The organism is Pseudomonas campi, assembly GCF_013200955.2.
GTDB classification, from domain to species: domain Bacteria; phylum Pseudomonadota; class Gammaproteobacteria; order Pseudomonadales; family Pseudomonadaceae; genus Aquipseudomonas; species Aquipseudomonas campi.
The window spans coordinates 3,047,721-3,072,562 of sequence record NZ_CP053697.2 but is presented as its reverse complement, the minus strand read 5'-3'; the positions used below and the strand labels follow the sequence as shown (position 1 = coordinate 3,072,562).

Annotated in this window: 30 protein-coding genes, 2 tRNA genes and 1 pseudogene; 25 read left to right on the top strand and 8 right to left on the bottom strand. The window is 62.3% G+C overall.

Translation table 11 applies throughout. The features are described 5' to 3' along the window. Positions 1 to 115: 115 nt before the first annotated feature. The 14 genes from ruvC (at position 116) to nadA (ending at position 10,500) form a co-directional block, all read left to right on the top strand. The gene (gene ruvC, locus HNE05_RS14250; RefSeq protein ID WP_160078987.1) at positions 116 to 640 is read left to right on the top strand and encodes a crossover junction endodeoxyribonuclease RuvC; all 525 of its coding nucleotides are present in this window, start codon (positions 116 to 118) and stop codon (positions 638 to 640) included. 21 nt (positions 641 to 661) lie between these two features. Next, a complete protein-coding gene (ruvA, locus tag HNE05_RS14245) occupies positions 662 to 1,267 on the top strand; it encodes a Holliday junction branch migration protein RuvA (RefSeq protein ID WP_160494131.1) in 606 nt (201 codons plus the stop codon). A gap of 3 nt (positions 1,268 to 1,270) precedes the next feature. Further along, positions 1,271 to 2,323, top strand: a complete 1,053-nt coding sequence (gene ruvB / locus HNE05_RS14240; protein WP_173208556.1) for a Holliday junction branch migration DNA helicase RuvB — start codon at positions 1,271 to 1,273, stop codon at positions 2,321 to 2,323. Positions 2,324 to 2,375: 52 nt separating this feature from the next. After that, the gene (gene ybgC, locus HNE05_RS14235; protein WP_173208553.1) at positions 2,376 to 2,822 is read left to right on the top strand and encodes a tol-pal system-associated acyl-CoA thioesterase; all 447 of its coding nucleotides are present in this window, start codon (positions 2,376 to 2,378) and stop codon (positions 2,820 to 2,822) included. Positions 2,823 to 2,824: 2 nt separating this feature from the next. After that, the gene (gene tolQ / locus HNE05_RS14230; protein WP_173208551.1) at positions 2,825 to 3,523 is read left to right on the top strand and encodes a protein TolQ; all 699 of its coding nucleotides are present in this window, start codon (positions 2,825 to 2,827) and stop codon (positions 3,521 to 3,523) included. Positions 3,524 to 3,531: 8 nt separating this feature from the next. Next, positions 3,532 to 3,990 carry a protein TolR gene (gene tolR, locus HNE05_RS14225; protein ID WP_173208549.1) on the top strand — a complete coding sequence of 153 codons (459 nt, stop codon included), beginning with the start codon at positions 3,532 to 3,534 and terminating at the stop codon, positions 3,988 to 3,990. Next, a complete protein-coding gene (gene tolA / locus HNE05_RS14220) occupies positions 3,987 to 4,937 on the top strand; it encodes a cell envelope integrity protein TolA (RefSeq protein WP_173211683.1) in 951 nt (316 codons plus the stop codon). Before tolR ends, tolA begins: the two co-directional genes overlap by 4 nt. Then, positions 4,934 to 6,238 carry a Tol-Pal system beta propeller repeat protein TolB gene (tolB, locus tag HNE05_RS14215; RefSeq protein WP_173208547.1) on the top strand — a complete coding sequence of 435 codons (1,305 nt, stop codon included), beginning with the start codon at positions 4,934 to 4,936 and terminating at the stop codon, positions 6,236 to 6,238. The genes tolA and tolB overlap by 4 nt, the downstream gene beginning before the upstream one ends. A 56-nt stretch (positions 6,239 to 6,294) precedes the next feature. Further along, positions 6,295 to 6,783, top strand: coding sequence for a peptidoglycan-associated lipoprotein Pal (pal, locus tag HNE05_RS14210; RefSeq protein WP_173208545.1), 489 nt, complete (start codon positions 6,295 to 6,297; stop codon positions 6,781 to 6,783). Between the two features lie 6 nt (positions 6,784 to 6,789). Next, positions 6,790 to 7,617, top strand: coding sequence for a tol-pal system protein YbgF (gene ybgF / locus HNE05_RS14205; RefSeq protein ID WP_173208543.1), 828 nt, complete (start codon positions 6,790 to 6,792; stop codon positions 7,615 to 7,617). 194 nt (positions 7,618 to 7,811) lie between these two features. Next, entirely contained in the window at positions 7,812 to 8,459 is a 648-nt protein-coding gene (gene queE, locus HNE05_RS14200; protein WP_173211682.1) for a 7-carboxy-7-deazaguanine synthase QueE, read from the top strand. Positions 8,460 to 8,474: 15 nt separating this feature from the next. Next, entirely contained in the window at positions 8,475 to 9,149 is a 675-nt protein-coding gene (gene queC, locus HNE05_RS14195) for a 7-cyano-7-deazaguanine synthase QueC (protein WP_173208541.1), read from the top strand. Between the two features lie 58 nt (positions 9,150 to 9,207). Next, a tRNA-Lys gene (locus tag HNE05_RS14190) sits at positions 9,208 to 9,283 on the top strand. Positions 9,284 to 9,441: 158 nt separating this feature from the next. After that, positions 9,442 to 10,500, top strand: a complete 1,059-nt coding sequence (nadA, locus tag HNE05_RS14185) for a quinolinate synthase NadA (protein ID WP_173208539.1) — start codon at positions 9,442 to 9,444, stop codon at positions 10,498 to 10,500. 56 nt (positions 10,501 to 10,556) lie between these two features. On the opposite strand, the gene HNE05_RS14180 is transcribed toward nadA, so the two are convergent. Further along, a complete protein-coding gene (locus tag HNE05_RS14180) occupies positions 10,557 to 11,990 on the bottom strand; it encodes a M48 family metalloprotease (RefSeq protein WP_173208537.1) in 1,434 nt (477 codons plus the stop codon). Positions 11,991 to 12,096: 106 nt separating this feature from the next. On the opposite strand from HNE05_RS14180, the gene HNE05_RS14175 reads away from it, so the two are divergent. Beyond that, positions 12,097 to 12,336, top strand: a complete 240-nt coding sequence (locus HNE05_RS14175; protein ID WP_173208535.1) for a sulfurtransferase TusA family protein — start codon at positions 12,097 to 12,099, stop codon at positions 12,334 to 12,336. A gap of 72 nt (positions 12,337 to 12,408) precedes the next feature. On the opposite strand, the gene HNE05_RS14170 is transcribed toward HNE05_RS14175, so the two are convergent. Together HNE05_RS14170 and HNE05_RS14165 are read right to left on the bottom strand one after the other, a co-directional pair. Next, positions 12,409 to 12,882: a peroxiredoxin gene (locus HNE05_RS14170; RefSeq protein ID WP_173208533.1), complete on the bottom strand. Its 474-nt coding sequence runs from the start codon at positions 12,880 to 12,882 to the stop codon at positions 12,409 to 12,411. Between the two features lie 278 nt (positions 12,883 to 13,160). After that, positions 13,161 to 13,718 carry a glycine cleavage system transcriptional repressor gene (locus HNE05_RS14165; protein ID WP_173208531.1) on the bottom strand — a complete coding sequence of 186 codons (558 nt, stop codon included), beginning with the start codon at positions 13,716 to 13,718 and terminating at the stop codon, positions 13,161 to 13,163. Positions 13,719 to 13,931: 213 nt separating this feature from the next. Here HNE05_RS14165 and dapA point away from each other — a divergent pair, with 213 nt between their 5' ends. From dapA to HNE05_RS14140, 5 genes are all read left to right on the top strand, one after another. Next, complete coding sequence (dapA, locus tag HNE05_RS14160; protein ID WP_173208529.1) at positions 13,932 to 14,810, top strand: 4-hydroxy-tetrahydrodipicolinate synthase; 879 nt, start codon at positions 13,932 to 13,934, stop codon at positions 14,808 to 14,810. A 17-nt stretch (positions 14,811 to 14,827) separates the two neighbouring features. After that, entirely contained in the window at positions 14,828 to 15,940 is a 1,113-nt protein-coding gene (gene bamC, locus HNE05_RS14155) for an outer membrane protein assembly factor BamC (RefSeq protein ID WP_173208527.1), read from the top strand. A 102-nt stretch (positions 15,941 to 16,042) separates the two neighbouring features. After that, positions 16,043 to 16,912 (top strand): phosphoribosylaminoimidazolesuccinocarboxamide synthase, encoded by an 870-nt coding sequence (locus HNE05_RS14150; RefSeq protein ID WP_173208525.1) that lies wholly within the window; start codon positions 16,043 to 16,045, stop codon positions 16,910 to 16,912. Positions 16,913 to 17,078: 166 nt separating this feature from the next. Further along, positions 17,079 to 17,168 (top strand) — tRNA-Ser (locus HNE05_RS14145). Positions 17,169 to 17,988: 820 nt separating this feature from the next. Further along, positions 17,989 to 18,789: a substrate-binding periplasmic protein gene (locus tag HNE05_RS14140; RefSeq protein WP_240008761.1), complete on the top strand. Its 801-nt coding sequence runs from the start codon at positions 17,989 to 17,991 to the stop codon at positions 18,787 to 18,789. Positions 18,790 to 18,809: 20 nt separating this feature from the next. On the opposite strand, the gene HNE05_RS14135 is transcribed toward HNE05_RS14140, so the two are convergent. After that, positions 18,810 to 19,208, bottom strand: coding sequence for a hypothetical protein (locus HNE05_RS14135; protein ID WP_173208523.1), 399 nt, complete (start codon positions 19,206 to 19,208; stop codon positions 18,810 to 18,812). Between the two features lie 289 nt (positions 19,209 to 19,497). On the opposite strand from HNE05_RS14135, the gene HNE05_RS14130 reads away from it, so the two are divergent. Further along, positions 19,498 to 20,349, top strand: a complete 852-nt coding sequence (locus HNE05_RS14130; protein ID WP_173208522.1) for a CAP domain-containing protein — start codon at positions 19,498 to 19,500, stop codon at positions 20,347 to 20,349. A 78-nt stretch (positions 20,350 to 20,427) separates the two neighbouring features. Here the strand turns inward: HNE05_RS14130 and HNE05_RS14125 are convergent, their stop codons facing one another. Then, complete coding sequence (locus HNE05_RS14125) at positions 20,428 to 20,691, bottom strand: hypothetical protein (protein ID WP_173208520.1); 264 nt, start codon at positions 20,689 to 20,691, stop codon at positions 20,428 to 20,430. 325 nt (positions 20,692 to 21,016) lie between these two features. Continuing rightward, a complete protein-coding gene (locus tag HNE05_RS14120; RefSeq protein ID WP_173208518.1) occupies positions 21,017 to 21,697 on the bottom strand; it encodes a GNAT family N-acetyltransferase in 681 nt (226 codons plus the stop codon). A 248-nt stretch (positions 21,698 to 21,945) separates the two neighbouring features. Between HNE05_RS14120 and HNE05_RS14115 the strand changes: the two genes are divergently transcribed. From HNE05_RS14115 to HNE05_RS14105, 3 genes are all read left to right on the top strand, one after another. Beyond that, the gene (locus HNE05_RS14115; RefSeq protein WP_338053192.1) at positions 21,946 to 22,125 is read left to right on the top strand and encodes a lmo0937 family membrane protein; all 180 of its coding nucleotides are present in this window, start codon (positions 21,946 to 21,948) and stop codon (positions 22,123 to 22,125) included. Between the two features lie 101 nt (positions 22,126 to 22,226). Next, the gene (locus tag HNE05_RS14110) at positions 22,227 to 22,523 is read left to right on the top strand and encodes a hypothetical protein (protein WP_173208514.1); all 297 of its coding nucleotides are present in this window, start codon (positions 22,227 to 22,229) and stop codon (positions 22,521 to 22,523) included. A 210-nt stretch (positions 22,524 to 22,733) separates the two neighbouring features. Next, positions 22,734 to 23,234 (top strand): MgtC/SapB family protein, encoded by a 501-nt coding sequence (locus HNE05_RS14105; RefSeq protein ID WP_173208512.1) that lies wholly within the window; start codon positions 22,734 to 22,736, stop codon positions 23,232 to 23,234. 142 nt (positions 23,235 to 23,376) lie between these two features. Here the strand turns inward: HNE05_RS14105 and HNE05_RS14100 are convergent, their stop codons facing one another. Then, complete coding sequence (locus HNE05_RS14100; RefSeq protein WP_173208510.1) at positions 23,377 to 23,832, bottom strand: hypothetical protein; 456 nt, start codon at positions 23,830 to 23,832, stop codon at positions 23,377 to 23,379. 325 nt (positions 23,833 to 24,157) lie between these two features. Here HNE05_RS14100 and HNE05_RS14095 point away from each other — a divergent pair, with 325 nt between their 5' ends. Further along, positions 24,158 to 24,349, top strand: coding sequence for a CsbD family protein (locus HNE05_RS14095; protein WP_173208508.1), 192 nt, complete (start codon positions 24,158 to 24,160; stop codon positions 24,347 to 24,349). 126 nt (positions 24,350 to 24,475) lie between these two features. Here HNE05_RS14095 and HNE05_RS20500 read toward each other — a convergent pair. Further along, positions 24,476 to 24,829, bottom strand: a pseudogene (locus tag HNE05_RS20500) (transposase); the annotation flags it as partial. Between the last annotated feature and the right edge of the window lie 13 nt (positions 24,830 to 24,842).

The following is a 24,842-nucleotide window of genomic DNA, read 5'->3' as shown; positions in this document are numbered from 1 at the left end:
GCTTTTTTATCTGTGCGGGCCGGGTGACGCCACTGGTAGTCGGCCCGTATACTCCTGAGCTGGATAAATAGACAGTGTGGCGGCATTTGCCGGCACCCGGAGCGAACGGCAGGGCATGACGCTGATTTTGGGTATCGACCCCGGTTCTCGTATCACTGGCTATGGCGTGGTGCGCGATACCGGTCGTGGCTGCGAGTATGTCGCCTCGGGCTGCATTCGTACCGGCGACGGCCCGTTGCCCGAGCGCCTGCAGATCGTATTTCGCGGCGTCAGCGAGGTGATTCGCCTGCACGGGCCGGTGACCATGGGCATCGAGCAGGTGTTCATGGCTAAGAACGCCGACTCGGCGCTCAAGCTCGGCCAGGCCCGCGGCGCGGCGATAGTCGCCGGGGTCGAGGCGGGGCTGGAGATCAGCGAATACACCGCCACCCAGGTCAAGCAGGCGATTGCCGGCACCGGCGGGGCGGACAAGCAGCAGGTGCAGATGATGGTCATGCACCTGCTCAAGCTGGTGCAGAAGCCGCAGATCGATGCCTCCGATGCCCTGGCTATTGCCTTGTGTCATGCCCACCATCGGCAAAGTCTGATTCCCCATGGTCTGGTCGGCGCCAAGCGGCGCGGCGGCCGTCTGCGCCTGTAATAGATAGAAGGAAGACAAGTCGTGATCGGACGCCTGAAAGGTACCCTGGCGGAAAAACAGCCGCCGCACCTGCTGGTCGATGTGAATGGCGTCGGCTACGAGCTGGAAGTGCCGATGACCACGCTGTATCGCCTGCCGTCGCTGGGCGAGCCGGTGACCCTGCACACCCATCTGGTGGTGCGCGAGGATGCTCATCTGCTCTACGGCTTCGCCGAGAAGCGCGAGCGCGAGCTGTTTCGCGAGCTGATTCGTTTGAATGGCGTCGGTCCCAAGCTGGCCCTGGCGCTGATGTCCGGTCTGGAGGTGGACGAACTGGTGCGCTGCGTACAGGCCGGCGATACCTCGACCCTGGTGAAAGTCCCCGGCGTCGGCAAGAAAACCGCCGAGAGGCTGCTGGTCGAGCTGAAAGATCGTTTCAAGGCCTGGGAAACCGTGCCGTCCATCGCCACCCTGGTGGTGGAACCCCGTGCCGGCGTGGCAGTCTCAAGCGCGGAGAGCGACGCCGTGAGCGCGCTGATTTCCCTTGGCTTCAAGCCGCAGGAGGCGAGTAAGGCCGTGGCTGCGGTGCAGGAAGACGGCCTCTCCAGTGAAGATTTGATTCGCCGCTCATTGAAGGGAATGGTTTAACCCGTGATTGAAGCCGACCGCCTGATAACCGCCACTGGCCGCGAGCGTGACGAACAGCTGGATCGCGCCATTCGCCCGCTGTCGTTGGCCGACTACATTGGCCAGCCCATTGTCCGCGAGCAGATGGAGCTGTTCATCCAGGCCGCCAAGGGCCGCTCGGAAGCCCTCGATCACACCTTGATCTTCGGCCCGCCAGGGCTGGGCAAGACCACCCTGGCCAACATCATCGCCCAGGAAATGGGGGTGTCGATCAAGAGTACGTCCGGCCCGGTGTTGGAGCGTCCCGGTGATCTGGCCGCGCTGCTGACCAATCTGGAAGCGGGTGACGTACTGTTCATCGACGAGATTCATCGCCTATCGCCGATCATCGAGGAAGTGCTGTACCCGGCGATGGAGGACTTCCAGCTCGACATCATGATCGGTGAAGGTCCGGCCGCCCGTTCGATCAAGCTGGACCTACCGCCCTTCACCCTGGTCGGCGCTACCACTCGGGCCGGCATGCTGACCAATCCGCTGCGCGACCGTTTCGGCATCGTCCAGCGTCTGGAGTTCTATTCCAGTGCCGATCTGGCGACCATTGTCAGTCGCTCCGCCGCCATTCTCGGCCTGGCCCTGGATGCCGAAGGTGCGTTTGAGATTGCCCGCCGCGCCCGGGGTACGCCGCGTATTGCCAATCGCCTGCTGCGCCGCGTGCGCGATTTCGCCGAGGTGCGGGCGGGTGGGCAAATCAGTCGTAGCGTTGCCGATCAGGCACTGAACATGCTGGATGTCGATGAGCGTGGCTTCGATCACCAGGACCGGCGTCTACTGCTGGCCATGATCGACAAGTTCGACGGCGGGCCGGTCGGTCTCGACAACCTGGCTGCCGCCATCGGCGAGGAGCGCGGGACCATCGAAGACGTGCTGGAACCCTATCTGATCCAGCAGGGGTATATCATGCGCACGCCGCGCGGGCGGGTGGTGACGCGGCATGCTTACCTGCACTTCGGCCTTAATCTGCCGGGGCGCATGGCCGAGGCGCCAGTTGCCGATCTCTTCGCGGGAAGCGACGAATAGTTTAAAAACAGGGGCTTGGCCAATTGGCAAGGCCGGGAGTAAGCACTAGAGTATGCGCGCGCAAATCGAGGCCCAGCCTTTCGCCCACCGTTGTCGGGTGTATTACGAAGATACCGATGCCGGCGGCATCGTTTATTACGTCAACTACCTCAAATTCATGGAGCGGGCTCGCACCGAGCGCCTGCGTGAACTGGGTTTTGCCCAGTCTGCGCTGGTGGCGGAAGACCTGCTGTTCGTCGTGCATTCGGCCGAGGCGCGCTATCACGCGCCCGCCAAGCTGGACGACGAACTTTTTGTGACGGCCGATGTAATCGAGTTAAACCGTGCCAGCCTGCGCTTTCGTCAACAGGTAAGGCGGGTCACGGACAAGGCGCTGCTCTGTGAAGGGCAGTTCGTGGTGGCCTGTGTGCGCGCCGACAGTTTGAAACCCCGGGCCATTCCCGAAGCGCTGCGTACAGCCTTCGCCAGTGTCGCGGGTCTACCCCCTGCAGGAGAGTAAGCGTGGAAGCTAACGCCGCCGTAGACCACATGTCCATGTGGAGCCTGATCAGCAACGCCAGTTTCGTGGTGCAGCTGGTCATGCTCATTCTGGTGGCCGCCTCGGTCACGTCATGGGTGATGATCTTCCAGCGCAGCACCATGCTGCGTGCCGCCAAGAAGTCGCTGGAAATGTTCGAGGAGCGCTTCTGGTCGGGTATCGACCTGTCCAAGCTGTATCGCCAGGCCGGCAGCAACCCGGACCCGGACTGCGGCGTGGAGCAGATCTTCCGTGCCGGCTTCAAGGAATTCTCCCGCCTGCGCCAGCAGTCCGGCGTCGATCCGGATGCGGTGATGGACGGTGTGGCGCGTGCCATGCGCGTGGCCATCTCGCGTGAGGAAGAGAAGCTCGAGCAGAGCCTGCCATTCCTCGCCACCGTCGGTTCGACCAGCCCGTACATCGGCCTGTTCGGTACCGTGTGGGGCATCATGAACTCCTTCCGCGGCCTGGCTCAGGTGCAGCAGGCCACCCTGGCCACCGTGGCCCCGGGTATCGCCGAGGCGCTGATCGCCACCGCCATCGGCCTGTTCGCTGCCATCCCGGCGGTTATCGCTTACAACCGTTTCTCCGCGCAAGGTGAGCGTCTGATCAGCCGCTACTACACCTTCGCTGACGAGTTCCAGGCGATCCTGCACCGCAAAGTGCACACCAGCGAGGACTGAGGCTTCCCATGGCCAGAATTCGCAATAGACGCAAGCCAGTCGCCGAGATGAACGTCGTACCCTATATCGACGTGATGCTGGTGCTGCTGGTGATCTTCATGGTGACCGCGCCGATGCTCAATCAGGGCGTCAAGGTCGACCTGCCCAAGGTTTCCAGCGAGGCCTTGCCGCAGGACAACAACTCCCTCGTGCTGACCATTTCCATCAAGGCCGACAAGACCTACTACTGGACCATGGGCGAAGAGGTCGATCCGGATCAGGGCAAGGACAGCGAAACCGCTACCGCATTGCCTGCCTTGGTGCAGGCAGTGACCGCGATCATGAGCCAGAACGCCAGCCAGGGTAAAAAGGTGCAGGTTTTCGTGCGCGGCGACAAGGCGGTCGACTACGGCTCGGTGATGGCGGTGATGGGCGGTCTGCAAGAAGCCGGCGTGGGCAACGTCGGGCTGATCACCGAGGCGCCCTGATGCAGCAGAGCGCTCGCTCCTCCTCGGAAAGCTATTTCTGGCCAACCATCTGGGCTGTAGCTCTGCACGCCCTGATGTTTGCCATGCTGTTTGTCAGCTTTCAGTTCGCTCCTGAGCTGCCGCCGGCCCGGCCCGTTGTCCAGGCGACCCTGTACCAGCTGAAGTCGCAGAGCCAGGCCACCACCCAGACCAATCAGAAGATTGCCGGCGAAGCCAAGAAGACTGCTGCGCGCCAGTATGAGCAGGAGCAGCTCGAGGCGAAGAAGGAAGAGCAGAAGAAACAGGAGGCCGCGGAACAAAAGAAAACCGAGGCGGCCAAACAGGCGGCGGTAGCCGAGAAAAAGGCTGAGGCGCAGAAGGCCGAAGAAGCCAAGAAGGCCGAGCAAAAGAAGCTCGCCGATATCGCCAAGAAAAAGACCGAGGAAGAGAAGAAGAAAGCCGCCGAAGAAGCCAAGAAAAAGGCGGCCGAAGCGGCGAAGAAGAAAGCTGCGGAAGACGCCAAAAAGAAGGCCGCTGCCGAATCAGCCAAGAAAAAGGCTCAGGAAGCGGCGCGCAAGTCAGCCAATGAGCAGAAGGCTGCGGCCTTGGCCGAGCTGCTTTCCGATACCACCGAGCGCCAGCAAGCGCTGGCCGACGAGGTCGGCGATCAGGTTGCCGGCAGCCTGGATGACCTGATCATCAAGTTGATCAGTGAAAACTGGCAGAAGCCGCCATCGGCCCGTGCCGGCATGAGTGTCGAATTGCTCATTCAGATGCTGCCCGATGGCACCATCATCAATGCCAGCATTACGCGTTCTAGCGGTGATGCTGCCTTCGATGGTTCGGCCGTCGCAGCGGTGAAAAATATCGCTCGTATTCCTGAGATGCAGCAACTGGACCGCGCCACCTTTGACCAGCTGTACAGGCAACGGCGCGTTATCTTCAAACCGGAGGACCTAGGTCTGTGAACAAACTAATTCGGATTGCCATGCTCGGCATTGCCTTGCTGGCTGGCTCTTTGCAGGCTGCTGACCCTCTCGTCATTACCAGAGACTCCAATCGTGCCATTCCCATTGCCGTAGTACCTTTCGGTTGGCAGGGCGGCACCGTGCTGCCCGAGGACATGGCCGATATCATCGGTAATGACCTGCGCAACTCTGGTATGTACGAGCCGATTCCCCGGCAGAACATGATCAGCCTGCCGACCCAGGCCGGCGAGATCATCTACCGCGACTGGCAGGCCCTGGGCGCCCAGTATGTGCTGGTCGGTAGCATCGCGCCGACCGGTGGCCGCCTGCAGGTGCAGTTCGCCCTGTTCAACGTGGCCAGTCAGCAGCAGGTCGCCGCCGGCAATGTGACCGGTACGCCGGATCAGCTGCGCGACATGGCCCACCATGTGGCCGACCAGTCGTTCGAAAAGCTGACCGGCATCAAGGGCGCCTTCTCCACCAAGATGCTCTATGTCACCGCCGAGCGCTTTTCGGTCAACAATACCCGTTACACCCTGCAGCGTTCCGACTACGACGGTGCCCGTGGCGTGACCCTGCTGCAGTCGCGCGAGCCGATCCTGTCGCCGCGCTATGCGCCGGATGGTCGCCGTATCGCTTACGTCTCGTTCGAGCAGCGCCGCCCGCGCATCTTCGTGCAGCACATCGACACCGGCCGCCGCGAGCAGATCACCAACTTCCAGGGCCTTAACGGCGCACCGGCCTGGTCGCCGGATGGCAATCGCCTGGCGTTCGTGCTGTCCAAGGACGGCAACCCGGAAATCTACGTAATGAACCTCGGCAGCCGTCAGCTGCAGCGCGTGACCAATCACTACGCCATCGATACCGAACCTTTCTGGGGCAAGGATGGTCAGACCCTGTACTTCACTTCTGATCGTGCCGGCAAGCCACAGATCTACAAGCAGAACATCGCCGGCGGCGAGGCGCAGCGCGTGACCTTCATCGGTAACTACAACGCCAACCCGAAACTTTCGGCTGACGAGAAGATGCTGGTGATGATCCATCGTCAGGATGGCTTCACCAACTTCAAGGTGGCGGCGCAAGATTTGACGCGTTCAGGTTCCGCTCCGCGCATCCTCTCCGAGACCAGTCTGGACGATTCGCCCACTGTTGCGCCCAATGGCACCATGCTAATCTACGCCACCCGCCAGCAGGGTCGCGGAGTGCTGATGCTCGTGTCTACCAACGGGCGCGCCAGACTCCCGATTCCCACCGCTCAAGGTGATGTAAGGGAGCCGTCCTGGTCCCCCTACTTGAACTGATGCGGCCAAAAAACTTTCGTTAAAAAACAAACCTAGAAACCATCTGGAGTTACATCATGGAAATCCTGAAATTTGCTGCGCTGGGCCTGGCTCTGGCCGTTACCGTTGGTTGCTCGTCCAAAAACGGCGACAACGCTGGCGAAGGCGCTGTTGATCCGAACGCTGGCTACGACGCCAACGCCAACGGCATGGACAGCGCTATGAGCGAAGAAGCTGCTCTGCGCGCCATCACTACCTTCTACTTCGAATACGACAGCTCCGACCTGAAGCCGGAAGCCATGCGCGCTCTGGACGTACACGCCAAGGACCTGAAAGGCAACGGCGCTCGCGTCGTTCTGGAAGGCCACACCGACGAGCGCGGCACCCGCGAGTACAACATGGCTCTGGGCGAGCGTCGTGCTCAAGCCGTACAGCGCTACCTGGTTCTGCAGGGCGTTTCCCCGGCTCAGCTGGAACTGGTTTCCTACGGCGAAGAGCGTCCGGTTGCCACTGGCACCGAAGAGCAGTCCTGGGCTCAGAACCGTCGCGTCGAACTGCGTAAGTAATTCGCCATGCACAAGTGCCTTCGTGTCGTAGCCTCTCTGGTTCTCGCCCTGCCGCTTGCGGCAGTGGCCGAGGTTCCCGTGGTGGATAGTAGTGCCGGTTACGGTACTAGCAGTTATCCGCCGGTGGGTTACGGCACGAATGGCGCCTACGCTGGGGGCGGGGCTACGGCCCCGGCCTCTGCGCAGGGTGAGCTGTTCATGCAGTTGCAGCAGATGCAGCAAGAAATTGCTTCGCTGCGCGGCATGGTTGAAGAACAGCAGAACGAGATTCAGCGCCTCAAGCAAGAAAGCTTGGCGCGTTATCAGGATCTGGACAGCCGTTTGGCTGGTGGTGCCGCTGGCGCCGCAGCTCCTACCCAAAATTCCCCTGCCGACGGCGCGATCAACGCCGGCGGTGCTCCAACGGCTCCGACCCAAGAAGCTCCAGCCCAGCCTGCGAGCAATGAGCCGGCCGACCCGGCGAAGGAAAAGCTGTATTACGACGCTGCCTTCGACCTGATCAAAGCCAAGGATTTCGACAAGGCCAGCCAGGCCTTCGGCGCTTTCCTGCGCAAATACCCGAACAGCCAGTACGCCGGCAATGCCCAGTACTGGCTCGGAGAGGTCAACCTGGCCAATGGCGACCTGCAAGAGGCCGGCAAGGCCTTTGCCCAGGTCAGCGTGACCTACCCGACCCATGCCAAGGTGCCGGATTCGCTGTTCAAACTGGCGGATGTCGAGCAGCGCCTGGGCAACACCGACAAGGCCAAGGGCATCCTGCGTCAGCTGATTACCCAGTTCCCCGGCTCCTCGGCCGCCCAACTGGCTCAGCGCGACCTGCAACGCCTGCCCTGATCGAGCGGTGTATTGGTCAGAAAATCCGCGCTAGTCGCGGGTTTTTTATGGCTTGCTCTCCGTGGCGGGCGCCCTTCGGTCCGTCGCCTGGGCGACGTTAAAAATGTCTCCCTGAACATTTTCGTTTAGAATCGCGACCCCCTTTCCCGCAACGGAGGCGGATGGCCTGTTTCGCCGTCACGCCCGGTGCCGATATGCAAGAAACCCTGCGCATTACCGAGATTTTCTACTCGCTGCAGGGCGAAACGCGCAGCAGTGGTTTGCCCACTGTGTTCGTTCGCCTGACTGGCTGCCCGCTGCGCTGCCAGTACTGCGACACCGCCTACGCCTTCAGCGGCGGCGAGCTCATGAGCCTGGACGCCATCTGCGCGCAGATCGCCAGCTACAAGCCGCGCTACATCTGTGTGACCGGTGGCGAGCCGCTGGCCCAGCCCAATTGCATCCCGTTGCTCCAGCGTCTGTGTGATGCCGGCTACGAGGTGTCCTTGGAGACCAGCGGCGCCCTCGATATCGCGGCCACCGACCCCCGCGTCAGCCGCGTGGTCGACCTGAAAACCCCGGGTTCGGCGGAAGTCTCGCGCAATCTGTACAGCAACCTGGATCTGCTGACGCGCAATGATCAGGTCAAGTTCGTCATCTGCTCGCGCGAGGACTACGACTGGGCTGTCTCCAAGCTGATCGAGTACCGCCTCGAGCAGCGTGCCGGCGAGGTGCTGTTCTCGCCCAGTCACCAGCAGGTCAGCGCCCAGGCCCTGGCCGAGTGGATCATCGCCGACAATCTGCCCGTGCGCTTCCAGATGCAGCTGCACAAGCTGCTGTGGAACGATGAGCCCGGCCACTGATTCGAGAGTATTGAGATGACAGACAAGAAAGCCGTGGTGCTGCTTTCCGGTGGCCTCGATTCCGCCACCATCCTGGCCCAGGCCAAGGCGGCGGGCTTCGCTTGCTACAGCATGAGTTTCGATTACGGCCAGCGCCATCGCGTCGAGTTGCAGGCGGCTGAACGAGTGGCGGCGCAGCTGGGTGTGATCGAGCACAAGGTGGTCGGCCTCAATCTCAACGGTATCGGTGGCTCGGCCCTGACCGACAGTTCGATTGCCGTGCCGGAGAGTCCGACCGAAGGCATTCCGGTGACCTATGTACCGGCACGCAACACGGTATTCCTTGCGCTGGCACTGGGCTGGGCGGAAGTGCTCGGTGCCCACGACATCTTTATCGGGGTCAATGCCGTGGACTATTCCGGTTATCCGGATTGCCGTCCCGATTTCATCGCCGCGTTCGAGCGGGTGGCCAATCTGGCGACCCGCGAAGGCGTGGAAGGCGAGGGCTTCCGCATCCAGGCGCCGCTGCAGAACCTGAGCAAGGCGCAGATCGTCGAGATCGGCATGCAGCATGGCGTGGACTACGGCCTGACGGTGTCCTGTTACCAGGCCGATGATCAAGGGCGTGCCTGCGGTAAGTGTGACAGCTGTCGCCTGCGTGCGGCGGGCTTCAGGGCTGCCGGCGTGCAGGATCCGACTCGCTATCGCTAAAACTTTCTCGAGAGGGTGTTGATTTTCTGAATTAAATCAGTATTATACGCCTCGCTTTGGGTCGTTAGCTCAGTTGGTAGAGCAGTTGGCTTTTAACCAATTGGTCGTAGGTTCGAATCCCACACGACCCACCAAATCGCAAAAGCCAGTCGCAAGACTGGCTTTTTTTATGCCTCGAATAAAGTCGGGCGCTGCGCGTCTGGCCTTGCCGCCTTACCTCTGCCGCCCTGAGGCGGCAGGGCCCGATGGTATACTCGCCACTTGCCAACCCGCGCCTGCAGGTCTGATCAACATGACGCATATTTCCGAACGCCTCCTGGTCCAAGCCCATCTCGATGCCAAGCAGCCCGTACCGCTGACGCCCGAGCAGGAGGCCTTCTACCGCAGTGAAATCGCCGCCGAGCTGAAGAAGCAGAATGCCGTGCTGGTCGCTCACTACTACTGCGATCCGGTGATCCAGGCATTGGCCGAGGAAACCGGCGGCTGCGTGTCCGACTCCCTGGAAATGGCCCGCTTCGGCAATCAGCACGCAGCGCAGACCGTGGTGGTGGCCGGGGTCAAGTTCATGGGCGAGACGGCGAAGATCCTCAACCCGGAAAAGCGCGTGCTGATGCCGACCCTGGAAGCCACCTGCTCGCTCGACCTGGGTTGCCCGGTTGACGAGTTTTCGGCCTTCTGCGACCAGCATCCGGAGCGTACCGTGGTGGTGTATGCCAACACTTCGGCGGCGGTGAAGGCGCGGGCCGACTGGGTGGTGACCTCCAGTTGCGCGCTGGAAATCGTCGAGAGCCTGATGGACAACGGCGAAACCATTCTCTGGGCACCGGACCAGCACCTGGGCCGTTATATCCAGCGTCAGACCGGCGCCGACATGCTGCTGTGGGATGGCGCCTGCATCGTCCACGAAGAATTCAAGGCCAAGCAGCTGCAGGACATGAAAGCGCTGTATCCGGACGCGGCCGTGCTGGTCCACCCGGAGTCGCCGGAAGCGGTGATCGAGCTGGCCGATGCGGTGGGTTCCACCAGCCAGCTGATCAAGGCGGCGCAGACCCTGCCGAACCAGACCTTCATCGTCGCTACCGACCGCGGCATCTTCTACAAGATGCAGCAGCTATGCCCGGACAAGGTCTTCATCGAGGCACCGACCGCCGGCAATGGCGCCGCCTGCCGCAGTTGCGCGCATTGCCCGTGGATGGCCATGAACACCCTGCAGCGCACCCTGCAGTGCCTGCGCGAGGGTAGCAACGAGATCCTGGTCGAGCCGGCGCTGATCCCGCGGGCAATCAAGCCGCTCAAGCGCATGCTGGATTTCACCCAGGCAGCCCGGCTGAAGTTGAGCGGCAACGCCTGAGGTGAGTGCATAAAGAAAAAAGCCCGGCAATGCCGGGCTTTTTTATGTCTGCCTGATCAGCGCAGCATCTTGTCGATCGCGCGTTTTTCTTCCATCAGCTCCTGTTGGCGTGCATCGATACGCGAAGCCAGAGGGAAGTTGCTGCTGGCGCGGCGCTTGGCCAGGTCCAGTTGCGACAGGGCCTGGTCGTAGTCGCCGACCAGGGCGAAGAACTCGGCGCGGGCCTGGTGCAGGCCGATGATATTGCCGGCCAGGCCGCGGGCCTCGGCCACCTGATACCAGACATCCGGATCATGCGGGCGGTTCTTGAGCAGTTCGTTGAGCGCTACCTCGGCTTCCTTGCCCTGGTTCTGTTTGAACATCAGGTCGATGCGCGCCTGGTCCAGTGGGTAGTTGTTCGGATACAGGTTGCGCAGGCGCTCGACGCGCTGACGGGCATCGTTCAGGCGATTGCTGGTGATGTCCAGGTCGACCATGGCCAGGTTGTAGGTGATGTCCTCGGGTGCCTTGGCCAGCAGCTCCTGCAGCAACGAACGGGCTTCGTTGAGCTGGCCGCCCTTGATCTTGGCGATGGCCAGGCCATAACGCGCCGCGTCCAGCTTGGGGTTTTCCTCCAGCATGGCGCGAAAGCGCTTGGCGGCGATTCCTGGCGTCTCCTCGAAGGTCAGCTGCAGGCGGGCGCGCATCAGTTGGTAGCGCAGGCTGTCTTCGATGCCTCCGGGCTGATATTGCTCGGCGCGGTTGCGGGTGTCGGCGATACGCGACTCGGATACCGGGTGGGTGAGGAGGAATTCCGGCGGCTTGCGGTCGTAGCGATACTGGCGCAACAGGCGCTCGAACATGCTCGGCATGGCGCGTGGGTCATAGCCGGCCTTTTCCAGGTTGAGCAGGCCGATGCGGTCGGCTTCCTGTTCGTTCTGCCGCGAGAAGCGCCGCTGTTCCTGGATGGCTGCGGCCTGGGCGCCCATGATGGTGGCGATGCCGGCATCACCGGCGCCAGCAGCTGCGGCGACGATACCGGCGAGCATGGCGGCCATCACCGGCACCTGCATGCGCTGCTGGGCCTCGATACCGCGGGCGAAGTGGCGTTGCGACAAGTGCGCCAGTTCGTGGGCCATCACTGAGGCATATTCGGCTTCGGTCTGCGCCGAAAGGAGCAGGCCGCCGTTGACCCCGATGATCCCGCCTGGCGCGGCGAAGGCGTTGAGCTGCGGGCTGTTGAGCAGGACGAACTCCAGGCGTCGGTCCTGTACCTGGCTGGTTTCGGCCAGGCGATAGACGCTGCTTTCCACATAGTCCTTGAGCTGCGGGTCGGACAGCTGGTCGACCTGACCGCGCAGAATGCTCAGCCAGGCGCGGCCGAGCTGATGTTCCTGTTCCGGCGAGACGATCGATGAGCTGGCATCGCCCAGTGACGGCAGGTCATCGGCAGTGACGGGATAGGCGAGCAGGCAGGCGAGGGCGAGCAGGGAAGGGCGCAGAAGCTTCATGCACGGGGCTCATGGCAAACAAAGGCTGTACTGTAGCCGCCTGGGCGGTCGGCTGGCCAGGGTTGTGCGGCCTTGGGTATGCTTGCCGCCCCTGTGGAGAGCCCCGATGACCGATCCTGTTGCCTGCGATGCCGAGCTGGATGCCAGCGGCCTGAACTGCCCGTTGCCGCTGCTCAAGGCCAAGCTGGAGCTGAACCGCTTGCCCAGCGGCGCAGTGCTCAAGGTGATCGCCACCGATGCCGGCTCGCAGCGCGATTTCCGTGCCTTTGCTCGCCTGGCCGGGCATGAGTTGCTGCGCGAGGAGGAAGCGGGTGGGGTGTTTCGCTATTGGCTGCGCAAGGCCTGATGCTCAGACAGTAACCTGGGAAATGAGCAATAAAAAGGGCCGCGCTTGCGGCCCTTTTTCATGTTCGGCGGTTTAGCGCTTGCTCAGCGCCTGGGCGGCGGCCAGTACGGCCTCGACATGCCCCGGCACCTTCACCCCACGCCATTCCTGGCGCAGCACGCCGTTCTGGTCGATGAGGAAGGTGCTGCGGTCGACGCCCAGGTATTCCTTGCCGTAAAGCTTCTTCAGCTTGATCACGTCGAACAGCTGGCAGAGCGCTTCGTCCTTGTCCGAGATCAGCTCGAAGGGGAACTCCTGCTTGCACTTGAAGTTCTCGTGGGACTTCATGCCGTCGCGCGATACGCCGAACACCAGGGTATTGGCCGCCCGGAAGGCCGGGTAGTGGTCGCGAAAGCCCTGGCCTTCGGTGGTGCAGCCCGGGGTGCTGTCCTTCGGGTAGAAGTAGATCACCACTTGCTGGCCCTTGAGGGCGCTCAGGGATACCTGCACGCCGCTGGTGGCGGCGGCGCTGAAGTCGGCGACCAGCTGGTCGAGGGTCACTGCCATGTTCTGCTCCTAAGGGTCTGTTCCCGTTTCGTTCGCGAGTCGCGTTGCTGCGCAAAATCGCGCCAGGCTAGGCGCGGGACGCAGGCAATGGTCATTCCCTTGGCAAGTCCCGCAACGACGCATGGCGCGATTTTACGCGCAACCCGCAGGGACGGGCTCGTTTTTGCGCGGAGCGTCGTTACTCGACGGCTCATTTGGGCGACCAAACCTCGCGTCTCGTGCCTAGTTCCGCGCAAAAACGGGCTCCGTCGCGGCCGTGAACGAAACGGGAACAGACCCTAAGGATTCTGCGGGCGCCAGGGTTCGATCAGCGCATCGAGGTTGAGCGAGTCGGCGAAGTCGAGGAACTGGTCGCGCAGCCAGCTGATCTGCGTGCCTGCTGGCAGGGTCACGGTCAGCGTGGCATTCAGCAGGGTGCCGCCGGTCTGCGGCGCCTGGTAGGTGTCGCAGGTGATGTTTTCCAGCTCGACGCGGTGATCACTGAAGAACTGGCACAGCTCGTTGAGGATGTCCGGGCGGTACACGCAGCTGACGTAGGCCACGTAAGGCAGGGCCTGGGGGCGACTTTCCTGGGCGCCGCTGCGGGTCATGTTGACGCTGAAGCTGTGCTTCTTGGCCAGTACCGGCAGGGCCGCCTCCAGGCGCGCCAGGGCATCCCAGCTGCCGCTGACCTGCAGGATCAGCGCGCTGAACTCGCCGTGGCGGGTCAGGCGAGTGCTGACGATGGCGCAGCGGTTCTCCTGGCTGGTCCGGCACAGCACGCTGGTCAGCTCCATGGGGTTGGCGCCGAGGGCGCTGATAACGAGGAATTGTTCGCGAACCTGGGGGGTGGACATGCAGCATTCCTAAAACGAAGAGTGATCGGCACATGACGTGGCGAACAAAGCAGGAAGGGTAGCGAAAAGCACCGCTCAGGGGAATGCCGGTGCGGCGTACGGCGTGGCTGACAGCACATTCTGTTTAACGGTCGGCTGGTGCAGTCCTTTGCTTGTACAACCCTGGTGGCGTCAGTACCATTACGGCTCTCTTTTTCCGGCAGGAGCGGTTGCATGATTTCGGGCAGTATGGTGGCACTGGTCACGCCCATGGACGCACAGGGTGGTCTGGATTGGGACAGCCTGAGCAAGCTGGTGGACTTCCACCTGCAAGAGGGCACCAACGCCATCGTTGCCGTCGGCACCACGGGTGAGTCCGCCACCCTGGATGTCCACGAGCACGTCGAGGTCATCCGCCGCGTAGTCGATCAGGTCAACGGGCGCATCCCGGTGATCGCCGGTACCGGCGCCAACAGCACCCGCGAAGCGGTCGAGCTGACCCAGAACGCCAAGAGCGTCGGCGCCGATGCCTGCCTGCTGGTAACCCCCTACTACAACAAGCCGACCCAGGAAGGCCTGTACCAGCACTTCCGCCATATCGCCGAAGCTGTGGCGATTCCACAGATTCTCTACAACGTGCCGGGTCGTACTGTTTGCGACATGCTGCCGGAGACCGTCGAGCGCCTGTCCAAGATCGCCAACATCATCGGCATCAAGGAAGCCACCGGCGACCTGCAGCGTGGCCAGGAAGTACTGGACCGGGTGAGCAAGGATTTCCTGGTGTATTCCGGTGACGACGCCACTGCCGTCGAACTGATGCTGATGGGCGGCAAGGGCAACATCTCGGTGACCGCCAACGTCGCGCCGCGCGCCATGGCCGAACTGTGCGCCGCCGCGATGGCTGGCGATGCCGCCACTGCCCGGGCCATCAACGAACGCCTGATGCCGCTGCACAAAACCCTGTTCATCGAATCCAACCCGATTCCGGTGAAGTGGGCCCTGCATGAAATGGGCATGATGCCGGATGGCATCCGCCTGCCCCTGACCTGGCTCAGCCCGCGTTGTCACGAACCGCTGCGTCAGGCCCTGCGCCAGTCCGGCGTACTGGTTTAACCGAGGAAGCATTACGCATGAAGCGATTGGCCGGACTTTCCGCCCTTGCCGTGATTATCTCCAGCACCAGCGGTTGCGGGTGGCTGTGGGGTGACGAAGGCTATTTCCGTGACCGCGGCACCGATTACCTGGACGCGCGCCAGACCGCGCCGATGCAGATGCCGGCGAACGTCGATGCCAAGCGCATCGACCCCCTGCTGCCGGTGCCGATGAACGTGGCCACCAGCACCGATACTCCGGAAAAATTCGAAGTGCCGCGTCCGCAGGCCATGGCGGTCGGCGAGACCAGCGAGTTCAGCCTGCAGAAGAGCGGTGACTCGCGCTGGCTGGTGGCTCAGCGCAGCCCGGCGGAAGTCTGGCCGGTGGCCCGCCAGTATTTCGAGAACAACGGTTTCCGTATTGCCGAAGAGCGTCCGCAGACCGGCGAGTTCAGCAGCGCCTGGCAGCCGGCTGCAGAGCTGGCACCGTCCATGGCGCGTCGCTTGGGCGACCTGATGACTGACAGTGACAATGAAGTGCGCGTACGCGTGCGCATCGAGCCGGGCGTGGTGCGTAACACCAGCGAAGTATTCGTGGTCAGCGCCGAGCGCGACGAGGGTAGCACTGCCGACGTCGCCTTCCCGGCGCGCACCGGCAATGCCCCGCTGGAGGCCTCGCTGCTCGACGGCATGCTGGCTGACCTGAGCAGCACCGCCGAGCACGGCTCGGTGTCCCTGCTGGCCGCCCGCGACTACGATGCACCGAGCCGCGTCAGCCTGACCCAGGACGGCAACGGCAACCCGGTACTCAACCTCAGCACCGACTTCGATCGTGCCTGGTCCAGCGTCGGTCGTTCCCTGGAACTGGGCAACGTGCGCATCGACGACATCAACCGCAGCCTGGGCGTGTACTACGTCAACCTGGCTGAAGGCGCGAAGAAGCCGGAAGAAGAGAAAGGCTTCATCAGCGGCCTGTTCGGCAGCGAGCCGAGCCAGGAAGAAATCGACGCCCGCGCCGAGCGCTTTCAGGTCCGCCTGACCCGCTCAGCCGATGGCGACGTACAGGTTTCCGTGGAGAAGGACCTCAACACCGTAGCGCCGGAAGACGTGGCGCGCCGTGTGTTGCAGCTGATCCAGGAAAACCTCGGCTAAGTTGCAACGTGCCGGCACCTCGGGTGCCGGCCGAGCAGTAACTCGATAGGCGAAACCCGGTGGGTTTCGCCTGTTTCGTTTGATCAAGGCGGAAATTCCGACATGACCACTCCCAGCACCCTGAGCCTGAAGAAAATCTATTCGGGCAAAGTCCGCGACCTCTACGAAATCGACGCCAAGCGCATGCTGATGGTCGCCACCGATCGCCTGTCGGCCTTCGACGTGATCCTCAACGAGCCGATCCCGGACAAGGGCAAGATCCTCACCGCCATCTCCAACTTCTGGTTCGACAAGCTCAAGGATGTGGTGCCCAACCACTTCACCGGCGACAAGGTCGAAGACGTGGTGCCGGCTGCCGAGCTGCCGCTGGTGGAAGGTCGTGCCGTAGTGGCCAAGCGTCTGCAGCCGGTGGCGGTGGAAGCCATCGTGCGCGGCTACATCGTCGGCTCCGGCTGGAAGGAATATCAGAAGAGCGGCACCGTCTGCGGCATCCAGCTGCCAGCCGGGCTGAAAGAGGCAGCCAAGCTGCCGCAACCGATCTTCACCCCCTCGACCAAGGCCGCCGTCGGCGACCATGACGAGAACATCAGCTTCGCCCAGTGCGAGGCGATCATCGGCGCCGAACTGGCGGCCAAGGTGCGCGACACCGCCATCGCCCTGTACAGCGCAGCGGTGGAATACGCGGCCACCCGCGGCATCATCATCGCCGACACCAAGTTCGAATTCGGCCTGGACGAAGACGGCACCCTGACCCTGATGGACGAGGCGCTGACCCCCGACTCCAGCCGCTTCTGGCCGGCCGACAGCTACGCCGAAGGCAGCAACCCGCCGAGCTTCGACAAGCAGTTTGTGCGTGACTGGCTGGAATCCACCGGCTGGAACAAGGAGCCGCCAGCTCCCGCCGTACCGGCCGACGTGGCGCAAAAGACTGCGGACAAGTACCGCGAAGCACTGACCCGTCTGACCAACTGACCGGCGTTTGCATGGGCGCTAGTAAAGAGGAGCCTAGGCTCCTCTTTTTTCTGCCCGGGAAAAGCCCGCATTGCACTGCGAGTGCGCAAGCACCTGAATCCATGCGAAAAAAACGCCGAACGGGGTTCGCCAAAACGCCTTGAGCTGATATCATGCGCGCCGCCGTGGGAAGATGCCGGAGTGGCCGAACGGGACGGATTCGAAATCCGTTGTGTACGCAAGTGCACCTAGGGTTCGAATCCCTATCTTCCCGCCATACATGAAAGCCTAAGCCCCCGAAATTCCTAGAGTTTCGGGGGCTTTTGCTTTCTAGGGACTGTGGCTGTCGATTAAGTGTCGAAGATGCTCAATCGTAATTGAACAATACGTTCACAAGCTGCTGGTCATCTGCAGTCAGCAAGCAGTTCAACACCTGCTGACCTGATTCCGCGTCAAGACTCAACCAGCCGCACTGCAGATGAAGCTGAAGTCCTTGCTCCTCTACTCGAGCACCCTCAAGAGTCTGCGGAATAGGTAAGGGCCCGGTTACCTGAGAGTGGCCAAGAAATACGCGAATTGCGGGATCGCCATTCCTTAGCAGGCCCTCAGCTGCTGAGCTGCACACCATGCCGGAAATGTATTCTCCATTGATGGTGTTGTACTCGCGGTGACATTGACTTGGATCGGTTGCCCACTTTGAAACGTCGACTATTACGGGCTCAATTCGCGCTTTTGGGGCAGGGGGCGGTCCTGCTTGGCAGGCTGTTAGTAAGGGCAGAAGTACAACTAAAAAGGTTAGTGCTCTAGCTGATGAAGTCACTGGCGAATCCCTAGCCATGGTTAATCAGTAGCTAGCGAACAGCTAGCCGATCCGATCTTACGTGGTAATTCCACGTGGGGAAAAGCTGGAGAAGCCTGCTGCTGAGCCCTGATTGTCTCGGTCGTCTACCGCTAGGTTCTTGCGTGTAAGCCATGCCCAGTGGCTCTGCTGCAGGTGGGGCCATGGCCGAGTCTGGGCAGCCGCAGGAAATCGTGGCCGCCGCCCGCGCGCTTCTCTAGACTCAAACCCATCGGACGAGTCCCTGCGAGCGCTGATCTTGGATAGAGTTGTCGTCGACGCTTCGAGCCCGCTACGCCGTTTCTATACATGCACGGTGCTGCTTCTGCTTATCAGCCTCCCGGGGGTGGTGCAGGCCTGCCAGAAGACCCTGCGCTGGGACGATGACCCGCCCTTCAGCATGCTGCGCGCGAATGGCGAGGTCGGCGGTATCGACATTGACCTTAACCGAGCGGCGCTGGAGCGTCTGGGCTGTACGGTGAAGCTGGTCAAAATGCCCTGGGCGCGGGCGCTCCGGGAGCTAGAGCTGGGGCGGTTGGATATTCTCCCTGGCGCCTTTCGCAAGCCCGAGCGCGAGGTGTATGCGCACTTCTCCGGCGCGGTGCTGAAACCCTCGCGCAATATCCTTTTCATGCACCAGGACGCCCTGGCCCGCTGGCCCGTCAGCGATCTGCTCGAGCTGCAGAACACCACGTTCCGCCTGGGCGCGCAGATCGATGTTTCCTACGGGCCGGTCTATCAGCAGTTGATGGCCGATGCCGACTTCGCCTCGCGCGTGTCGTTCACCACCAGTCGCGCCAACCTGTGGCAGATGGTCAAGAAGAGGCGCATCGACGGCGTGATTGCCGATGAGAGCACGGGCCTCTATGAGACCCAGCAGCTGGGCCTCGACGACAGCATCCAGCCGACGGCCGTGGTGGTTTCCGCCGAGGCTGCCGAAGTAGCGTTCAGCAAGAAGAGCAACACGGCGGAGTTCGTGCAGAGCTATGCGCAGGTGTTGCGGCAACTGGTCGAGGACGGCAGCTACGACCGCATCGTGCAGAGCTATCTGAGCGACTGATAGACCCTAGTGGCTCAGGCTCAAACCGCGGCGGCTTCGCGGCGAGCGCGCGGCAGGCAGATGGCGTAGAGGATCACGGCCAGGCTATCGACCACGATCGGCGTGAGGGTCTGCGGCAGGTACTGGCCGCCCAGCAGTATCAGCAGGCCAACAAACACCAGCTTGCTCAGGCCGGCGAGGGTCAGCACCAGTGGGCGCACGGCCGGGTTGAAGGCGCCGTAGATCAGCGCCGCGCCGAGCAGGGTGATCAGCATGCCCCAGCTGCGCACCACGATGTGCATCAGCGGGCTGTCCGGCAGGGCTTCACCAAACATCGACAGCAGCGCGGCCTGCGGCGCGACAAGGGCGTAGGCCATGGTGCAGGTGAGGGCGCCGGTGATCAGCATGATGAGTTTCAGCTGGGCGGTGATCAGGTGCATGACAAGCTTCCTTGGCGGGTTGGGTGGCCGGACGGCGGGTAGGTCATGCCTGTCCGGGACGTCGACACCTTAGTCGGTTGGCGAGTAAATCGCTAAGCAGCTGTTGAGGATCTTTTGAGCGTCGGTCTGATCAGGATGCCTTTGCCAGGGTGCCCTCATGGGGTTTGTGGTGCACACGACGCACCCTACGCAGCCTCCCGACCCGCTCGCGCACGATCTGCGCCCGTATGGGGTTCGCAAATGCGCGTAATCGCGCATCATGTGCGCAGTCATGTCGAGGGAGCTGTTCATGCGCGTCACGTCATTCATTCCGTATCTCGTCGCCCTGTCGCTGGACCTGCTGTTGGCTGCCACGGCGGGAGCGGCCGAAGAGGCGCAACTGGTCGATTCGATCAACGCCTACCGCAGCCAGGTGCAGCGCTGTGCCGGCCAGGCTTCGGCCGAGCTGCCACCCCTGGCCGCCGATCCGCGCTTGGTGCTGCCGGCCACCGGTAGCGCCGACCTGCAGGGCTCGCTGGCCCGCGCCAGCTATCCGATGGTCAACGTGCAGGCCATCAGCCTGTCCGGCCCGCGCGATGCGCAATCGGCCATGCAGGCCCTGCGCGAGAGCTTCTGCCAGGTGGTGCTCGATCCGCAGTTCGTCGATATCGGCGTGAGCCGTCTGGACCGCGACTGGCGCATCGTGCTGGCGCGGCCACTGCTCGGCGGTCGCCTGGGCGATTGGCAGGCCGAAGGGCAGAAGCTGCTGGAGCAGATCAACGCCGCCCGCGCCCAGGCGCGCCAATGTGGCGGACAACCCTTCGCGGCTGCCGCTCCACTGGCCTGGAACGCCACGCTGGCGAGTACGGCCGAGAGCCATAGCCGGGCGATGGCCAATGGCAACTTCTTCGACCACCGTGACCGCGACGGCCGCACCCCCGGTGACCGCGCCGAGCTGGCCGGCTACAGCGGCCAGCAGGTCGGCGAGAACATCGCCGCCGGGCTGGATGGCGCGCGCAAGGTGGTCGACGGCTGGCTGGCCAGCCCCGGTCACTGCGCCAACCTGATGGCTGCGCAGTTCAGCGAGCTGGGCGCCGCCTATGCGGTCGACCCGAAGAGTGATGCGGGGATCTACTGGACGGCGCTGTTCGGTGCGCCTTGAGCACTGGAAAGTATCGGTTTGTTGTGGGGTGGGAACCGCGAGCAGGTTGCCCACCCTGAATACCCAGGCTGCTGGCTATCAGTACTTGATGTCGCGGGCGGTGTCGCGCGTATCCTGCTTGGTGTCGCGCTTGTCCTGACGGCATTCTGCGCGGCTCGACTCATCGCCCTCCTTGCATTCTTCCTTGGTTTCTCTGGCCGCGTCGCGTCCTTCCTGCTTGGTGTCGCGTGACTCCTGCCGCTCATCGGCCTGCTCTGTTGCATAGCTGGGCATCGCTAGCCACGGCGCGCCGCCGACGATGACCAGCGTCGCGAGGGCTGTTAAGAGGTTCTTGGCAATCATGATTTTTCTCCACTCAAGAGTACGAAATGGCTTCGTTGCTCAATCATGAACCGCACGCGGCCCCGGACCGCTCCCTAACCGGGGATGCTCCAGCAATACTTAGCCCAGGGCTTTCGCTCACAACCCACAAAGACACACCGAAGGACAGCGACTTTAACGGTAGGTCTACATGGATGGCCCGGCAAAGTCTGAATAGACCTAGATAAGGCTGCCGATAGAGCCAAACCATATCGAACTTGCAAACTTCGCGAGCCCGACCCCGAGTCGACGCGGGAGTCTCTGGGGCAGCATTACCTCGCGGACGGCGTGAGGGAGCGTTCAGGCGCTAGGCGCGGCGCTCGTCGACCAGCGCCTGCGCCTGGCGGGCCATCTGGTCGAGCTGGCGGTCGCGCTTTTTCTCTGCGTCGCTCATGGCTTTCTTGCCGTGCTGCTGCACCAGGTAGGCGTGGATCTGTCGGACTTCCTTGGACTGGAAGATCGGCGCCAGGTCCTGCACGGCGATCATGCCATCCGAGCTGTGCGCCCAGGTGTTCATCAGCACCTGCGGGCCACGCGCCGCCAGCACCTGAAAACCCATGGCCTCGAAGACCGGCACCTTGCTCGCCACGCAGGCCAGTTCGGCGTGCGGGTGGCGGGTGATCATCTGCTGCAGCATGGCGCGGGCCATACCGTGGCGGCGGTGGCTGGCCTGCACGGCCAGGTAGGCCAGGGTGCAAGCCTCGGGGTCGTCCTTGACCGGCAGGTACAGGGCGAAACCCAGCACCTGGGAAGGGTCCTGATCATCCAGGGCCAGGATCAGCCGCGCGCTGGTATCCAGGGCTGCGTCCATGCCCTGCAGATACAGGTGCACCTCGTAGCCGATCACGTACTGGTACAGCTGGTAGAGGGGATTGCTGGGTGTCAGCGACACCGGGCTGATGTCGCTGAAGTAGTCCACCACCATTTGCAGCACCTGGCTTTTCAGGGATTCGGGCGGTGGGGTGTCCAGCTGTACAAGGGTGAACATCGAGAGTCTGGCTCCGGGGCATCGGTAATGGCGGCATTGTAACGCCCGCGTGGTGGATCGTTCGGCAATGCAGGTAATGAGGCTCGGTGTCACGCATCCCGGCGCCGACCTCAATCAACCACGCGTAGGGTGGAAAACCGCGAAGGGTTTTCCGCCAAAGATATCCAGGCTACTGCTGCGTGGCAGCGGGCGTTCGCTAGCGAACAGACCAGAGGCCACTGCTGCGCCCAATCTGGCTTCAGGCAGATATGAGCCGCACACTGACTGGAGATACCGACATGCTTATGACGATCGCAATTATCTTGTTAATCCTCTGGGCGCTGGGACTGGTTTCGTCTTACACCTTGGGTGGGCTTATCCACATCCTTCTGGTCGTGGCGGTCGTGGTGTTTCTCGTCCAGTTCCTGCAAGGGCGCCGAGTACGTTGAACTGCCGGCTGGCCTTATGCGGGCAGCGCATGCTGCTCGCGACTATCCCCGCGGCCCAAGCGCTTGCCCTGTACCGCATTCACTGCGCAGGAGATTCATAGATGGCTACTCAGGTTACTCACTACATGGCCGACGGGCATCTGGCCTGCGGTCGCCACGGCGACGCACTGGCCACCACCACGGAAGTGGCGCAGGTGAAATGTCGCAACTGCCGCGGTAGCGACGTCTTCCAGGAGGCTCGCAGAGTCGAACGGAACACGGCGCGCAGAGCGGCGCGGCACGTCGCCAAGGCCTTTCACGAAGCCTGCAAATGGCGCACAGCCTGGCTGCAAAAGCTCACCGACATGCCGGGGCTGCAGCGCCTGCCCCGAGGGTTCAAGGGTCAATCTTACGTCTAGCACGGCTGATCGCTCGCGCGCTCCAGCCTGGGAGCAAGGTCGCGCAGCTTTTGCTCAGCACCTAGGGGGCGCCGTGCGCACCTGGGGCGTTGGCGCGGTGACGGCGCAGGCGAAGCGCTCCTGAGCACTGAAGGTTTTGTGTGGCGCCGACATGCACGTTGTCCGCTGTGGCTAGGCGAGGAGTTAAGGGGCACGACGCAGGAGAGGCAGATGGACTTCACCGAGCGAGTGCTGACGACCCTGTTGGACGAGTTTTCCGACCTCGGCCAAGTCGAGGACCTGACCCGCGCCACCCTGCGTCTGCTCCTGGCCGTATTGCTGGGCGGGGGGCTTGGCTATGAGCGTGAGGCTAAGGGCAAGGCCGCGGGTGTGCGTACGCACATGCTGGTGTGCCTGGGGGCCAGTGTCTTCGTCATGCTCCTGGAGCTGCAAGGCGCGGGTCACGATGCCCTGAGCCGAGTGATTCAGGGCGTAGCCGCCGGGATCGGTTTTCTGTGCGCAGGCACCATCCTCAAAGGCCAGGACATCGCCGATGTGCAAGGCCTGACCACTGCCGCCGGGTTATGGGCCACTGCGGCCATCGGCGTGGCCGTGGGGCTGGGTCATGAAGCGACTGCGGTGCTTGGCACCCTGATGGCGCTGCTGATTCTGCATGTCGTGCCGCTGTTGCTGGCCCCTAAGCCCGACGGCAATGAGGACAAGCAGGCGTAGCGTGGCCCTGGAGGGCACAACGGCAGGTCGGGGCGCTGTGTGTTGGGCTCGGGGAGCGGCTCATCCTTGAGCGTCTAGTGCCAGCAGGGGTGGTGGACAGGCTTCGCGTTGTCCGCCGTGGAGGTCCGAACTACTGGCTGGCTCAGATGAACTGCTTCGCTGAGCTGGCAATCCGTTGGTACTTGCGCAGCTCCCGGTTACTGCTGCGCAGATCCAGAAAGAATATCTCTCCGCTGCGCCAGAGCAGCATCCACGCGGTGACGGTCACGACACCCACAGGGAGGGTGCCCTCAATGCCCAGCGCCGTGGCTGCCAGCACCAGGGCGAGTGCCAACCCCAATAACACCAGGGCCACCAGCCGCTGGGTGCGGATATCCCCTCTGAGCTGTTCGCTCTTTTCGCTAAAGGTATTGCTGATGGCTTGCTGCAGGCGGTCGCGCTCATCTTCCGGGCAGCGGATCTGCAGGCTCAGCTCGGGGTGGTACCAGGCACTGTCCGACAGGTAGTCCACCAGCTCGGGGCTGAGCCTGGGGGTGTCTGGTGAGGCAAATGGGTTGAGGTAGTCGTGGTTGATCGTCAGATCGATCTTTTTAGTCATAACGAACCTTCGCCTGTTGGGGGTGTGACCGGGGGCTTTAGTGTCCAAGTAAACCTAGTCGCAAGACAGTTGTTCTGCGTGGTTGGAATGCTGGGCGATGGGTGTTGCCTGGCGATGCGTGCAATGGGTGGACAAGTTTCGTGTTGCCCACCCTACAAAAGCCAACCTGCGTAGGGTGGAAAACCGCGAAGCGCTTTCCGCCGTGGACATCCGGGCTACCTGCTGGCTCGATTTTGCCTCCCCAACCATTCATTCGTCAGAAATACGAAACCATTGCGGCCGAGCGCACTCCACTCTCCGTAACCCATTAAATAGGAGGTGTCACATGAGCAGCACGACAGACAAAATCAAAGGCCATGCCAACGAAGCCATCGGTAAAGTCAAAGAGGCTGTCGGTAAGGTCACCGATAATCCACGTCTTGAAGGCGAAGGCGATGCTCAGCAAATAAAGGGCAAAGCCCAACAACTCAAGGGCGACGCCAAGGAGGCGATCAAAAAAACCGTCGACAAGGTCTGATAGCGTCCCTGCTGACGCTAAACCCGGCTCTTTTCGCAAAGGGCCGGGTTTTTTATGCGTAGGCGAAAATTGGTCGACTGATCGTTCCCGCGCTCTGCGTGGGAATGCAGCCAGTGACGCTCTGCGTCACGAATCCCACCGGTCAACCTCAATCAATCCCGCTTGCCCCGTGTAACTCCTAGCACTGGAGTAACGCCAGTGCTCTGCCTGGTCTACATAGCCGCGCTTGAGTGGGTTGTGATGGATGTAGTCGAGCTTCTCTTTCATCACTGCAGGGCTGTAAACCAGTTCAACATGTGAACCCTCTTGCCAGAGCTGGTACACCCGGTCGTCCTTGTGCGCACGTTTGGCGAAGCGCAGTCGAGCCAGTAAACGCTCCGCTCCTCGTTCTTGTAGATGGTCGATGATCTGCCGTGCAGTGAAAGACTTGAAGCCGCTGACACATTTACCCAGGTCAGGTGCTTGGGCGACGAAGTGCAGTGCGTAGGGTGGA